Annotated in this window: 14 protein-coding genes and 1 pseudogene; 11 read left to right on the top strand and 4 right to left on the bottom strand. The window is 45.0% G+C overall.

The window, feature by feature from the left end; all coding sequences use genetic code 11:
* The first annotated feature begins 25 nt into the window (after window positions 1–25).
* The 9 genes from QTO06_RS06395 to QTO06_RS06355 all read left to right on the top strand — a co-directional run bounded on the left by QTO06_RS06395 (window position 26) and on the right by QTO06_RS06355 (window position 8,205).
* Window positions 26–856, top strand: a complete 831-nt coding sequence (locus QTO06_RS06395) for a putative capsular polysaccharide synthesis family protein (RefSeq protein WP_331407229.1) — start codon at window positions 26–28, stop codon at window positions 854–856.
* Entirely contained in the window at window positions 856–1,887 is a 1,032-nt protein-coding gene (locus QTO06_RS06390) for a glycosyltransferase (RefSeq protein WP_331407228.1), read from the top strand. The genes QTO06_RS06395 and QTO06_RS06390 overlap by 1 nt, the downstream gene beginning before the upstream one ends.
* Before the next feature lie 8 nt (window positions 1,888–1,895).
* On the top strand, window positions 1,896–3,203 hold the full coding sequence (locus QTO06_RS06385) for a lipopolysaccharide biosynthesis protein (RefSeq protein WP_331407227.1): 1,308 nt from the start codon (window positions 1,896–1,898) through the stop codon (window positions 3,201–3,203).
* Between the two features lie 2 nt (window positions 3,204–3,205).
* Window positions 3,206–3,595, top strand: a complete 390-nt coding sequence (locus QTO06_RS06380) for a VanZ family protein (protein ID WP_331407226.1) — start codon at window positions 3,206–3,208, stop codon at window positions 3,593–3,595.
* A 152-nt stretch (window positions 3,596–3,747) separates the two neighbouring features.
* The gene (gene yqfB / locus QTO06_RS06375; RefSeq protein ID WP_005432046.1) at window positions 3,748–4,068 is read left to right on the top strand and encodes a N(4)-acetylcytidine aminohydrolase; all 321 of its coding nucleotides are present in this window, start codon (window positions 3,748–3,750) and stop codon (window positions 4,066–4,068) included.
* Window positions 4,069–4,118: 50 nt separating this feature from the next.
* Complete coding sequence (locus tag QTO06_RS06370; RefSeq protein ID WP_331407225.1) at window positions 4,119–4,706, top strand: TetR/AcrR family transcriptional regulator; 588 nt, start codon at window positions 4,119–4,121, stop codon at window positions 4,704–4,706.
* Window positions 4,707–4,809: 103 nt separating this feature from the next.
* On the top strand, window positions 4,810–5,841 hold the full coding sequence (locus QTO06_RS06365; RefSeq protein ID WP_331407224.1) for an NADP-dependent oxidoreductase: 1,032 nt from the start codon (window positions 4,810–4,812) through the stop codon (window positions 5,839–5,841).
* Between the two features lie 14 nt (window positions 5,842–5,855).
* The gene (locus QTO06_RS06360) at window positions 5,856–6,473 is read left to right on the top strand and encodes a glutathione S-transferase family protein (RefSeq protein ID WP_081233935.1); all 618 of its coding nucleotides are present in this window, start codon (window positions 5,856–5,858) and stop codon (window positions 6,471–6,473) included.
* A gap of 295 nt (window positions 6,474–6,768) precedes the next feature.
* Complete coding sequence (locus QTO06_RS06355; RefSeq protein WP_009704876.1) at window positions 6,769–8,205, top strand: catalase; 1,437 nt, start codon at window positions 6,769–6,771, stop codon at window positions 8,203–8,205.
* Window positions 8,206–8,400: 195 nt separating this feature from the next.
* On the opposite strand, the gene QTO06_RS06350 is transcribed toward QTO06_RS06355, so the two are convergent.
* From QTO06_RS06350 to QTO06_RS06340, 3 genes and pseudogenes are all read right to left on the bottom strand, one after another.
* A complete protein-coding gene (locus QTO06_RS06350) occupies window positions 8,401–9,279 on the bottom strand; it encodes an NAD(P)-dependent oxidoreductase (RefSeq protein WP_132699177.1) in 879 nt (292 codons plus the stop codon).
* A 116-nt stretch (window positions 9,280–9,395) separates the two neighbouring features.
* Window positions 9,396–9,638: pseudogene (locus tag QTO06_RS06345) on the bottom strand (DoxX family protein); the annotation flags it as partial.
* Between the two features lie 80 nt (window positions 9,639–9,718).
* The gene (locus QTO06_RS06340; protein ID WP_331407223.1) at window positions 9,719–11,590 is read right to left on the bottom strand and encodes a fructose-specific PTS transporter subunit EIIC; all 1,872 of its coding nucleotides are present in this window, start codon (window positions 11,588–11,590) and stop codon (window positions 9,719–9,721) included.
* A gap of 234 nt (window positions 11,591–11,824) precedes the next feature.
* On the opposite strand from QTO06_RS06340, the gene QTO06_RS06335 reads away from it, so the two are divergent.
* Window positions 11,825–12,124: a PTS fructose transporter subunit IIB gene (locus QTO06_RS06335; RefSeq protein ID WP_331407222.1), complete on the top strand. Its 300-nt coding sequence runs from the start codon at window positions 11,825–11,827 to the stop codon at window positions 12,122–12,124.
* A gap of 12 nt (window positions 12,125–12,136) precedes the next feature.
* Window positions 12,137–12,913, top strand: a complete 777-nt coding sequence (locus tag QTO06_RS06330) for a PTS sugar transporter subunit IIA (protein ID WP_331407259.1) — start codon at window positions 12,137–12,139, stop codon at window positions 12,911–12,913.
* A gap of 8 nt (window positions 12,914–12,921) precedes the next feature.
* On the opposite strand, the gene QTO06_RS06325 is transcribed toward QTO06_RS06330, so the two are convergent.
* Window positions 12,922–13,764 (bottom strand): helix-turn-helix transcriptional regulator, encoded by an 843-nt coding sequence (locus QTO06_RS06325; RefSeq protein WP_005451367.1) that lies wholly within the window; start codon window positions 13,762–13,764, stop codon window positions 12,922–12,924.
* Window positions 13,765–13,909: the final 145 nt, after the last annotated feature.

Genomic DNA, 13,909 nt, shown 5'->3' with positions numbered 1-13,909 from the left:
TTTATAGTTATCAAGGATAGGATAAATGAAATATTCAATCTCTCGACAATTTGAAAAAAACCGAGAACTTCAAGCCGACAATTTCGTATTGGTTTATCAAATGGGCAAAGTGGGCTCGTCATCTATTGAGCACACTCTTGGCGAAAGAAAGATCCCGAGCTACCACATCCATACCTTTGATGATCATGAAGAGTTCCACATGTATCACAACAAAAAGGACGTGAGTAAATTCTTTGATTTAAAGAACCGCACCATGTATCGCCTAGTGCTCAATAAGCGTAAGCGCATTCTTCAAAAGCGTGAGCATATAAAGATCGTCACACTAGTCCGAGACCCTATCGCGACCGTGTTTTCTCGTTTCTTCCAAGACTTACACCTTCAATTTATTGAAGGGAAGAAAAATGATGCTATTCATCGTGATATGGATGTGACCTACAAACATCTAGAGCACTGCTTCGATAACTATATAAACCTGAATTACTTCGCTAACTGGTTCGATAATGAACTTAAGCGTAACTTTGGCATCGATGTTCTTAGGCAAGAGATTGATAATAATCAACCTTTCTATACGTTCAATAACGAACGAGCCAGCGTTATCCTAATTAAATGTGAACAACTTAGCTCACTCGATCAAGAGATTGGTGAGTTTCTTCAGCTTGATGACTTCGTTCTTAAAAACAGTAATGAAGCAAAGAACAAGTGGTATTCCAACATCCATCAGTACTTTAAAGAACACTACGACTTCTCGAAGCTTTTCTACATGTACGACCTGCCCCTCTATCGCCATGTTTACTCAGAACAGGAACGCGAGGCATTTAAAGACAAGTGGAAACAAACACCAGGGACGAAGTCGTGATGAAAAAAGTACTACATATTACTGAAGCCTTCGGTGGAGGCGTTCAAACGGCACTTTACAGCTACGTCCATTCATCACGTTCAGAGCCTTATGAACATTCACTGCTCGCGCGCGCGCGCTCAAACGATATGACCAATGAATCGAGCAACCATGTTTTTAGTCATGCAAAATGGGTTGAGGGCAATCTGCTGCAATTTATGAAAGACGCCAACGCATTTATCGCTGAGCTAAAACCAGATATTGTTCATTTACACTCAAGCAAGGCGGGCTTTTTAGGTCGCTTTTTAAAGCTCGGTGGAGCACGTTTAGTTTATACGCCTCATTGTTACGCTTTTGAACGTGAAGACATTTCCGGCTTTGCTAAACAGGTCTACAAAACATTAGAAAAAATGGCAATCAGGAGGATTGATGTGGTGGCAGGTTGCAGCCAACGCGAGTGTGATTTAGCCATCAGCATAGGCGCTAAACGTGCTGATTTACTAAACAATTACGTGACATATGACAGTGAAGAGCGTCTAAAAAGCTCACAACAAACCACACTAAAACTTGTGGTACTCGGCCGCGTGGCGCCACAAAAAGATCCTCAGTTTTTACTGGATACATTGAATCATATTGACCCTTCGCAGCTGGCGCGGAAATTTGACATTACTTGGATTGGCGGTGGTGAGGCAGAGCTTGAAAATAAGCTTCGCTCTCAGGGGATTACGGTAACAGGAATGATTCCTCGCGATGACGTCGTGAATCTACTCAAAGACGCGGATTTGTATCTTCACACAGCCGCCTGGGAAGGCATGCCTCTCACTATTTTGGAAGCCGCAAAGTTGCACTTACCTATGGTTATTCGCTCTATCGGTGCCACGAAGGATCTTAACTATCCTTTCTTAGCGGCAACTCCAGAAGAAATGGCCAAACAGATGAGCCATTGTATCAATCACTACCACGACATCGACTTCTATCGATACACAATTGGGCTCAATGATGCGTTTAGTGAAGAAAAACAACGTCTAGCACTCAACAGCATTTATAGCTAGAGGGTTCCATGCTTCAATCCATCAACCAAAAAATCCAAAGCCTACCAAGTGAAAAGAAGCAATTCTTCTCACTTGGCGCTGCTACGGGGATCGTTAAAGCACTTGCAGCCTTCTTCGCTTTTTTGTTGACGCTTGTAGTATCAAGGTATTCTGATGCAGCGACAGCTGGACAATTCTTTTATCTGTTTAACCTTGTTTCCTTAGTCGCCATTATTGCTCAATTGGGCTTCAATATATCTCTGGTTAAGTTCAATGCCATCGCGTTTAAAAGCCAAAACAGGAGCGAACAAAGTAACAATTATCGGATTGCTTTAGTGCGCAGCCTTTTGTTCAGCTTTGTCGCATGTGCTCTTATTTACTTGGCGTTTATCACCTTCCCACGCCAACTCAACACCACTAACGTATCTGATTTCTCCCTTATCTTCGCGCTTGCGGCTATTCCTCTCCTCGTGATCGGTCAAACCAACAGTCGAGTACTCCAAGCAAGCAAGAGAATGGTTTCATCTCTTATCGCACTGCAATTGGGCGTCAGCTTTCTTATGGTGCTGTTGATTGTTGCTGCAAGGCCATCATTACTGATCACTACAGATACATTGATGACGTTACTCTTAATTGCGGCAGCGATTGTTGCGTTACAGTCAACGCTTCAATGGGTTTGTTCTGGCGAATATCAGCATGGGAAAACGAGTGCAAACAGCGAACTCTCCTATTCAGCCAAACAAGTCTGGATCGGCAGTATCTTCACCAATTTGGTCCAGTGGGGAAGCTTAGTGATCGCAGGCTTTTTTATTTCTACCTCTGAGCTTGGGCTTCTTGCTGCTGCACAGCGTACCTCTTTGCTGATCGGTTTTGTCCTCATCACAATTAACTTTGTCGTTGCTCCAATGTTTGCCTCTCTCTATAGAGAAGGAAAAATGGATCGCCTACGAAACCTCAGCCGCCTTGCCTGCAGAGCCAACATCGCTGCTGCAATTATCCCCGTGATTATTTGCGTACTGTTCCCAGAGTTTGTTATGCAGTTATTTGGCAAAGAGTTTATTGCTGCCGCACCACTGCTTATTGCTTTGTCATTAGGGCAACTGATTAATGTTGCCACTGGTTCGGTTGGCTTTCTATTGCTGATGAGTGGCCATGAGAAAGCAATGAAATACATCACTATTGTCTCCGGTATCATTTCTATTGCGCTGCTGATAGTGCTCTCTCAGTCACACGGTGTGCTTGGTGCGGCTTGGGCGATCGCTGTTGGCTTAGCTATTCAAAATCTTGCAGCATTGTATTTTGTGAAACGTTACTTAGGCTTCTTTCCTGTGGGGTGAATATGACCAATACCATTGCTCGATACAGCTTTATCTTAGTACTTCTGCTTACTGTCTCTTTATCACTTTGGAAGAGTTCCGATATCGACCATAGTGTGTATCAAAGCATGGAGAACTATGTTGGCGGTTCGAGTACGTTACATTTCACCTTTAGTCTTTTAATCGGCTTTCTTGCTGTATTTAATTTTCCTAAATGGGTGAAAGCAACGAAAGCAGACATGTTTGGTATCCGCCTGTTGATTGTTTTGTTGTGTATCGTTTCTCTTGAGGAGTTTAGTCAGCTGTTTATCGAAACCCGTTCATTCAGTTTTGATGACTTAAGCACCAACTGGATAGGTATCATTCTGGGCTATTTCTGTGCAAAACTGATAAAACTCTTTGCTAGTCAGTGATTTTTCCGGCGTACACACCACTCTAAATCGACAAACTACACGCCTCGAGATAGCGACTCAGCGCTGGCTTCCTCGGTTAGCACTTTTTTTGGATATTTTTCTTAAAGGGCGAGATATACTCTCGCCCTATTACATCAATATGAGCATCGGTTATGTCTTCACATCCAACTAAAATCACGTTCTTTGAATTCCTAACGCCACTTATCACTGCAGGTAAAAAGACGATCACGATTCGTGATGAATCAGAAAGCCACTACGTGCCAAACACCGAAGTGGAAGTATTTACCCTAGAAACAGACCGCAAAGTATGTGACATCAAAATCCTATCAGTTGCACCACTGAAGTTTGATGACATCAACGAGTTCCACGCAGAACAAGAAGCGATTGAACTGCCAAAACTGAAAGAGCTTATCCGTGAGATCTACCCGAACATCGATGAGCTGTATGTGATTGAATACGAACTGATCAAGTAAGAACCACAATTTACTAGACGACTGGTCTAATCGCTTTTATAGTATTGCTCATGAACGCAAAAACGAACGATACACGCCAACACATTCTCGATGTCGGCTACCAATTGGTAGTGACCAAAGGTTTTACCAGTGTTGGGCTCTCAGAACTTTTAAAGGCAGCGGATGTGCCGAAAGGCTCTTTCTACCATTACTTTAAGTCGAAAGAGCAATTTGGTGAGGCATTGATTGAAGATTACTTCTCTCGCTACCTTAAGATGATCACAGCCCACTTTACTGAAAGTGAAGGCTCTGGTTGCGACCGCCTTTTGAGCTATTTTGAGCGCTGGATGGCGATTGAAAATGGCCAATGTAACGCCAACAAATGCTTGGTCGTGAAGTTGAGTGCTGAAGTCTCTGATCTTTCAGAAGCAATGCGCGCAAAACTGGCTTCGGGTGCCACTCAAGTAGTGAAAGCCATCGAAGATTGTGTCCAAGCGGGCATTGAAGACAGCTCTATCCAAGTCGAGTCAGCAGAACAAACCGCCCATTTGATTTACCATCAATGGATTGGCGCAAGCTTACTCAACAAACTGTATCAGGATCGTTCCGGTTTTATGCGTAGCTTTGAGAGCACTCAAAGTATGCTAAAAGGCAAATAACGAACCACACTTAATCCGCCTTATCTTTACCCAAAAAGTACGGCGGATTTTTTAGGAATTAAAACTAGACGACTGGTCTAATAATTAAATATAGGAACTTACCATGACCCAAACGCTCAACCGTCAAATCGTATTGGCTAACCGTCCAAAAGGTTCGCCTGTCCTAGAGAACTTCCGTTTAGAACAAACTGCCATCCCTACTCCGAGTGAAGGTGAAGTGCTTTTGCGTTGCGTGTATCTCTCTCTTGACCCATATATGCGCGGCCGTATGAATGAAGGCAAATCCTACGCTGATCCGGTAGAGCTAAACGAGGTGATGGTTGGCGGGACCGTTTGTCAGGTGGTGGAATCGAAGAACTCTGATTTCCAAACTGGCGAATGGGTTGTGGCTTACACAGGCTGGCAAGATTACGCGCTATCTGACGGCGAAGGTCTGTTTAAATTAGGTAGTGAACCGACGCATCCGTCTTATGCCCTTGGTGTGCTTGGTATGCCTGGCTTTACCGCTTATGTGGGTTTATTGGAAATTGGTCAGCCTCAAGCTGGCGATACCCTAGTTGTCGCTGCTGCAACCGGTGCGGTTGGCTCCATGGTTGGTCAAATCGGTAAGCTAAAAGGTTGTCGTGTAATCGGTGTCGCAGGCGGCGAAGAGAAGTGTCAGTACGCAAAAGAGACCCTAGGCTTTGATGAATGTCTTGATCACACCGCTGATGACTTTGCAGAGCAGCTAGCAGCAACATGCGACAAAGGTATTGATGTCTACTTTGAAAACGTAGGCGGTAAAGTCTTTGATGCGGTATTACCTCTGCTAAATGTCGGCGCTCGCGTGCCACTTTGTGGTTTGATTTCTCAATACAACGCGACAGCGTTACCAGAAGGTCCAGATCGTATGTCGATGCTGATGGGTAACATTCTGGTTAAACGCATCAAGATGCAAGGCTTCATCATTTTTGACCACTATGAGCAAAGCTACACAAACTTCGTCAAAGATGTAAGCCAATGGCTAGCAGAAGGAAAAATCCACTATCGCGAACATTTAGTAGAAGGTTTAGAAAACGCGCCAGAGGCATTCATCGGTCTACTGGAAGGCAAAAACTTCGGCAAACTTGTTATTCAAACCAATCAACCTGTATAAGAAAGGATTCTTCTATGATTAAACTGCATCATTTAAATCAGTCTCGCTCAAAACGCATCATTTGGTTATTAGAAGAACTAGGTGTAGATTACGAGATCGTGCCTTACCTTCGTGACAGCGTCACCTTTCTTGCACCACCTGAGCTCAAGAGCATTCACCCACTCGGCAAGTCACCTGTATTGGAAGATGGCGACGAGATCGTTACAGAGTCTGGTGCTATCACTGAATACTTAATTGAAAAGTATGCAGATGGACGTTTTGCACCAGAGCGTGGCAGCAAAGCTTACACACAGTACATTCAATGGCTGCATTTTGCAGAGAGCTCAGCCATGGTTCCCCTGCTGCTCAAGATGTTTGTTGCTAAAGATGGCGCACAGACCAATTTCCTTGCGGACTACGCCGATGCGGAAACCATGAAGGTCATGGGCTACGTTGATCAAAGCCTAGAAGGGAAAACCTACTTTGTAGAAGAGCGACTAACAGGCGCGGATTTCATGATGTCTTTTGTCGTCGATGTCCTAAACAAGTTTGGCGTCATTGAGCGCTTCCCAAACATCCAACGTTATAGTGCACAGCTCGCGACTCATTCTGCGTTTACTAAAGCAGAAGAACTTGAAGTGAAATTCGGTTAATCGAGTTGAGGCCTTCTCAAACCATTGAGAATTTCTGCCTATTTTGAACAATTTAAAATAGGCAGAAATTATTCACACAGACCACAGTTAGAAGTAATATTTAATCCATACGACAAATAATGTTAATTGACACAAAGCCATTAATTAACAACCACTTAAAGCATAGGTGATACCTATCACACTGATTGCTAATAACAGTTTTTTTATTCTCAGTTGCAGCGCTATTCTCCTCGCATAACTTTCGAGCAGTTGCCGAAAAGTCGCTAAATAATCACTATATTGCAAGGAAACTCAAATGAGCAAAAAACTGACTACAGCAGCAGGTTGCCCTGTCGCCCATAACCAAAACGTTATGACTGCTGGTCCTCGTGGCCCTCAACTACTACAAGACGTTTGGTTCCTTGAAAAACTAGCACACTTTGATCGTGAAGTGATCCCAGAGCGTCGTATGCACGCAAAAGGTTCTGGCGCTTACGGTACGTTCACAGTAACGCATGACATCACAAAATACACTCGCGCTAAGATCTTCTCTGACATTGGCAAAAAAACAGAACTATTCGCTCGCTTCACTACCGTAGCTGGTGAGCGCGGTGCAGCAGACGCAGAACGCGACATCCGTGGTTTCGCACTAAAATTCTACACTGAAGAAGGTAACTGGGACTTGGTTGGTAACAACACACCAGTATTCTTCCTACGTGACCCACTAAAATTCCCAGACCTAAACCACGCAGTAAAACGCGACCCTCGCACTAACATGCGTAGCTCTACCAACAACTGGGATTTCTGGACATCACTACCAGAAGCATTCCACCAAGTGACTATCGTAATGAGTGACCGTGGTATCCCAGCTTCTTACCGTCATATGCATGGTTTTGGTAGCCACACATTCAGCTTCATCAACGCAGAAAACGAGCGTTACTGGGTGAAATTCCACTTCAAAACTCAGCAAGGCATCAAGAACCTGACTGACCAAGAAGCAGAAGCGATCGTAGGTAAAGACCGCGAAAGCCATCACCGTGACCTTTACGAAGCGATTGAGCGTCAAGACTTCCCTAAATGGAAGATGTACGTACAGATCATGCCTGAGCTAGAAGCGGATGAAGTCAACTTCAACCCATTCGACCTTACACGTGTATGGTCTCAAAAAGACTACCCACTGATCCCAGTTGGTGAGTTTGAACTGAACCGTAACCCAGAAAACTTCTACGCAGAAGTTGAGCAATCAGCGTTCAACCCAGCAGCGGTCGTACCTGGTATCGGCTTCTCTCCAGATAAGATGCTACAAGGTCGTCTGTTCGCTTACGGCGATGCTCAGCGTTACCGTCTAGGTGTCAACCATCATCAAATCCCAGTGAACGCACCTCGTTGCCCTGTTCACAGCTACCACCGCGATGGCGCAATGCGCGTTGATGGCAACTTTGGTTCAACACTAGGTTACGAGCCAAACTACAAACAAGAATGGGCAGAGCAACCAGATTACTCTGAGCCACCTCTACGCATCAACGGCAACGCTGATCACTACGATCACCGTGTAGACGAAGACTACTTCAGCCAAGCGGGTGACTTATTCCGTCTGATGAGTGAAGAGCAACGTCAAACTCTGTTCGACAACACAGCTCGCGCAATGGACGGTGTGCCAGAGTTCATCCAACAGCGCCACGTTCAACACGCATACCAAGCAGACGAAGCGTACGGCAAAGGTCTTGAGATTGCGCTAGGCTTAAACAAGTAAGCGAACGCTGTAATCATCACACTGTGTGATTAAAAGACATAAAAAAGGAGGTGCTCTAAAGCACCTCCTGATTTCAAATCACTAATCCTTAATTACTAGCTACAACCAATGCTCAAGGAGATTCATTATGATTAACTTAGATTTCTTTAAGCTCTTTGATACCAAAGAACTGTTTATCTATTACTGATTCATCAACTACTGATTTTTAGCGACCGCTTTGATCAGTACTGATGTATCCATGCGACCTAAACCATCTCGTTGAAGGTCTGCGTATTGCTCATCCACTTTCTTAGTCAGTGGAAGCTCTAGACCCACTCGCTCTGCTTCTTGCAGACAGAAACCCAAGTCTTTGCGCATCCAATCAATAGCGAAGCCAAAATCGAACTTATCTTCCGCCATCGTATTTGCGCGGTTTTCCATCTGCCATGAACCTGCAGCGCCATGCTTCAACGTATCTACAACTTGAGCGATGTCCAAGCCTGATTTTTGTGCCAGCAACAAAGCTTCACTCAGCCCTTGTAAAACGCCACCAATACAGATTTGGTTTACCATCTTACAGCGTTGACCCTGACCGTTTTCACCCAGTAGTGTCATCTGCTTCGCGTACACATCCATCGCTGGAGAGACACGATCAAAAATGCTTTGTTCACCACCACACATGATGGTTAGAACACCATTTTCTGCACCCGCTTGACCACCAGAAACTGGCGCATCAATGAAGTGATTGCCGTACTTAACACACGCTTCAGCCAGCTCAACCGCTAGGTCTGCAGAAGTGGTCGTGTGGTCCACTAACACTGCATCCGCTTTCAAGCCAACCAGAATGCCTTCTTCACCGTAAACAACACTACGAACGTCATCATCATTACCCACACAGGTAAAAACGATGTCACAGCCTTCTGCCGCTTCACGTGGTGTTTCACAAGCCACACCTTGGTATTCTTCAGCCCATTTGTCGGCTTTCGCTTTTGTGCGGTTGTATACTTTGGTTTCAAAGCCCGCTTTACTTAGGTAACCAGCCATTGGGTATCCCATCACACCCAGACCAATAAATGCTACTCTTAGTTTTTCCATTGCAAGCCTCCTTGAATTCGAAATAAGTGACGTTTTGAAACTATTACTATTTGAAACCGTTAATATTTGAAACATGTTACTAAAGATTTCAGAACATTACTTGCAATAATTTCGTCTTAAATAAGCGCAACAAACTCAATCAAAGGCGAAGCCACCAAAAGTGATAATAAAAGCGTCACAATGGAGGGAATCGCATCTTTCCAAGTATCAAAACGAAAATGAAAAAACATCGCGCCAACTGAGGTGAAAACAATAAAACTTGCACCTATCGCACTTAATAAGTTGTTCGTCGATAACAAGCCAATTAACATCAAAATTGCACCCGTTACCTCAACCAGTCCAACCAAAAACATAGCGGCACTTTTCTCAGGAATAAAAAAAGCTCCATCAAAAATGATGGAGCTAACTAGCAGATAGCCTTAGTTAGGGGGCTACATACTTAAGGGATTCTTTTCGCCTGCAACAGTGCTGCAGCATTGAGCATCGCGTCTTTAGTGCTGACATCCAGCACCTTCATTTTTCTAAATCGCTCCGGCTCTTTGATGGCAACATCGTGAGCGAAGATAACAAACCTCGCCTTGGCGATATCTTTGTCAGTGATTCGGTTAATGATGCCGTTCGCCCCTTGCGTTTCGACCTTGATCTTAATGCCTAACGCACAGGCGGCTTTCTCTAATGACTTCGCCGCTAAGAAGGTATGTGCCACACCTGATGGACAAGACGTCACAGCAAGAATGTCTGCTTCGCCCTCACCTTGCACAGACGTATAAGCTTGAGATTGACCAACCGGACTGTCGTCTTCTGTGACCGTCTTCTTAAGCGCAATAACAATCAATGCTGTGGTAAACGAGCCTGCGATTGTGCCAACAATGTAGCCAATCTTGCCATCAACGACTGGCAGTACAATCCAGCCGCCCCACGGGGCATGGTTAATCACATGGAACATAAAACCAATCACGTTACCGACAATGCCACCAGCAACAATCGCAGGCAGGACGCGAGCTGGGTCTCCGGCAGCAAACGGAATCGCCCCTTCGCTGATGCCAATCATACCCATGATGCCCGCTGCTTTACCCGCTTCACGTTCATCACGTTTAAACTTACTTGGCGATAGAAAAGTTGCTAACGCCATACCTAAAGGCGGGGTACAAATCGCGATACCGACACCACCCATCAACCACGGCTGAGTATTCACCTGTGTCTGAGCAAACAAGGTCGCCACTTTGTTGATAGGACCGCCCATATCAAACGCGGTCATTGCACCCAGTACGGTGCCCAACATCACTTTACCTGAGCCCGCCATACCTGTAAGTACATCGTTCATAGTCGTCATTGCGCTGGCGATAGGTGAACCAATCACCCACATCACTGCACCACAGGTGACAAACGTACCAACCAGTGGGTAGATAAAGATCGAGCCGAGGGAGCTCATGCTGTCCGGCAATTGAATCTTCTTCAGTAGCCAAACCACAAAGCCGGCGAAAAATCCGACGACAATCGCGCCCAAGAAGCCAGTACTGTAATGACTAACCGCAATCCAAGAGCCAATCATTCCCGGAGCAAGACCGGGCTTATCAGCGATCGAATAGGCAATGTAACCACCTAATACCGCGGTAAATAGTGTCAGACCTGCAATGCCCATTTTGGCGATATCAGCCAGAATGCCTTCTTTCGGAACCCCACCATGACCTGAGATCATCACAGAGAGAGATAGCAATACACCGCCCGCGACAATAAACGGGATCATATGTGAAGTGCCGAACAGCAAGTGTTCTTTCATTCTGCCGAGCTTTTGTGCCCAAGGGCTAAGGGGTTCAGATGCGAATTCCAGAGGATCTAAACCTGAGTCGTTTGCGTTCGACTGAATGTCAGTGAGTAGTTCGTGCGCTTCATCCACTGATTTCGCCGCTTTTAACTTATTAACGAAACCATCTTCAATGATTTTTGTGGAGATTTGTGCCAAGACTTCAATGTGGTGGTGATCATCCCCATCCGGAGAAGCCAGCATGAAAAATACGTCAGACAGTTCGCCATCATCAGCGCCGTAATCAATACCTTTTCGGCTGATGCCCACTGCGACTGCGGGTTTAGCGACCGCATTACTTTTGGCGTGAGGAATGGCAATACCCTCGTCAAAGCCGGTATTGCCAATCTCTTCTCGTTTCCAAATGTCCGCCAAGAACTGACTTTTGCTCGTGAGCTTGCCCGCCGCGTCCAACAATTCGACGAGCTCTTTGAGCGCTTCATCTTTGGTTTGAGCCTGCAAATCCAAGCAAATGGTTTCCGGCTCAATAAGGTTTAATATGTCCATTGTTTGTACCTTGCAATGTTCACGCTCGTGAGTCATGAGTTAAGTTTGTCCATCTATGACTGCGTACAGAGTAACCAACACTCGTCCTTTTCAATACAGGACAAAAAGTGCATTAACTGGATTAATGTAACATGAGATTTAAACTGTGATAGAGCTCTTGTGATTATCTGCTTTAAATCCATCTTTTCGACGACCACTATGCTAATATCCACAAAAATATAAAGTGGATAGAACATGAAAATCGTAGCGGTGACAGCGTGCCCTACAGGCATCGCTCATACCTATATGGCAGCAGATGCTCTTATGAAAGCTGCGCCTAAGCATAACGTACAAATTAAGGTCGAGACGCAAGGTGCGATGGGTATTGAGAATCAGCTCACTCCCCACGACATTGCACAGGCGGATCGTGTCCTAATTGTGTCCGATATTGAGATTGAACAGCCAGCCCGCTTTGAAGGCACCAACAAAGTCCAAATCCCAATTGAAGATGTGTTACTCAATATTGATAAAGTGTTCCTCGTGCACTGTCGATGATACGCTGTGCTGATGAACGAATACCAAATCACCTTTTTTGTCGACGATATTAATGCCAGTGCTCACGTAGCGCAGCCCCTCAATCGCGTCGCCAAAAAGTTCAAAAGCACGATACACATCATCAACATAACCCAAAACCGCATCGCTGAACTCACCAAGTCAGTCGCGGTTTTACAGGTCGGCTTGCAGCAAGGCGACCTGTGCCAAATCACTGCCATCGGTATTGATGCCGAGCTTGCCTGTTTCGTTATCAAAGACATCATTGCTGAGAACTTTACCGTTGTGGGTTCTCACATCAACTACGAGTTCTCAAGCCAACTTGCTGAGCGTCTTCCGCAAATCTGCCCGCCTTGTGAAATTAAATGGCATTACGCCAAAGCGCACACTGAACTCACCAAATTTGAGTGCTTGAAAGGGCTAGCGCAACTTATTCATCCGATTCACCCAGACGAACTCATTCTCGCCTTTATCAAACGCGAAGAACGATCCTCAACCGCAGTAACACCGGGCATTGCTCTACCACATGTCATGTTCGAAGGTGTGGACCACATCTCTGTTGCGGTTATCGCTAACGAGATTCCGATGGATTGGGCATCAAAAATGGGTGAAGTACATCTTGCTATCGCATTAGTAATGCCAGCGAAACCGACTCGCGAACACATCATTGCGGCAACCAACTTAACCCGTAACCTGCTGACCGACCAAATGGCTGAGCGTTTACTGCTAACAAAAAGCAGCGTCGACTTACAGGCGCTTCTGATGTACGCCATGTCGAGGCTGCTTGCTTAGGGTCTGTTCTAGATTGAACCGCGATATTCCGTTGGCGTTCTGCCCGTGCGGTTCTTAAAGACTCGGCAGAAGTAGTTCACATCTTTGAATCCACAGCGCACCGATACCTCATTCAACTTAAAGTTGTATTTCTTGAGCATGAACTTCGCGCGGTCTACCCGTACCCACGTAATGTAATCGGCTAACGTCATGTGACCTTGCTGACGAAACAAACGCGACAAATGGTTAGAAGAGATGCTGAACCTCGACGCAATACTGTCACGTGTGATTGGGCGGTGGAAATTCTCTTGGATGTAGATACAAATGCCCTGATACAGATCTTGCACTCGACTGTGCGCCTGCGTCTCTATAGGTGCATCTAACATCGACTTAGCGTATTGCAACAAGGCTTGCAGCAACAACTCATCCATTGGCTTCTTATTACACTCACGAGCCAATGAACTCAGCGCTTCCAAGATATTATCAATGGCGAATCCAGAACGAGTTTGAATACTGTGTTTTTGAATATCGTAAAAGCTCGCTTCCCCTTTACGTTTGGACACGAGACTCAAACCCAATTGACGGCGACCAAAGAGAATACTTAATACCGAGCAGTCTGTATCCCAGTCAGGTTTATTCCAACAGTTAGGCGGAATAAATATCGCATCACCAGTTTTCGCCACGATATGCGTCACTTTGCGATCATGACTTTCCATTTCATTAATATATTCACCAGACAAGACTAATTCTAACCGAGGAAAATTAACCTGATAGCTAAATTCAGGTGGTGTATGAAAATCACCAGCAAACCATATATTGTGGAATGGTTCTCGCTCGTTTAATACTGATGAAATCAAATCATGAAAAATCATTTTACGTACTCTTAAACACGCATCCATGATGCTATACCTATAGATATACACCCTACTGGATTTTTGTGCTATTGAGCAAAATCACACTTCCATTTTAAGGTTACAAAAATCTAGTTAACGCATCAATTATCCAGTCTAGCAAATC

The organism is Vibrio sp. M260121 (assembly GCF_036533715.1).
In the GTDB taxonomy this organism is placed as follows: Bacteria; Pseudomonadota; Gammaproteobacteria; order Enterobacterales; family Vibrionaceae; genus Vibrio.
The sequence above is the reverse complement of the archived record's forward strand: the minus strand, read 5'-3'. Positions and strand labels throughout refer to the sequence as shown.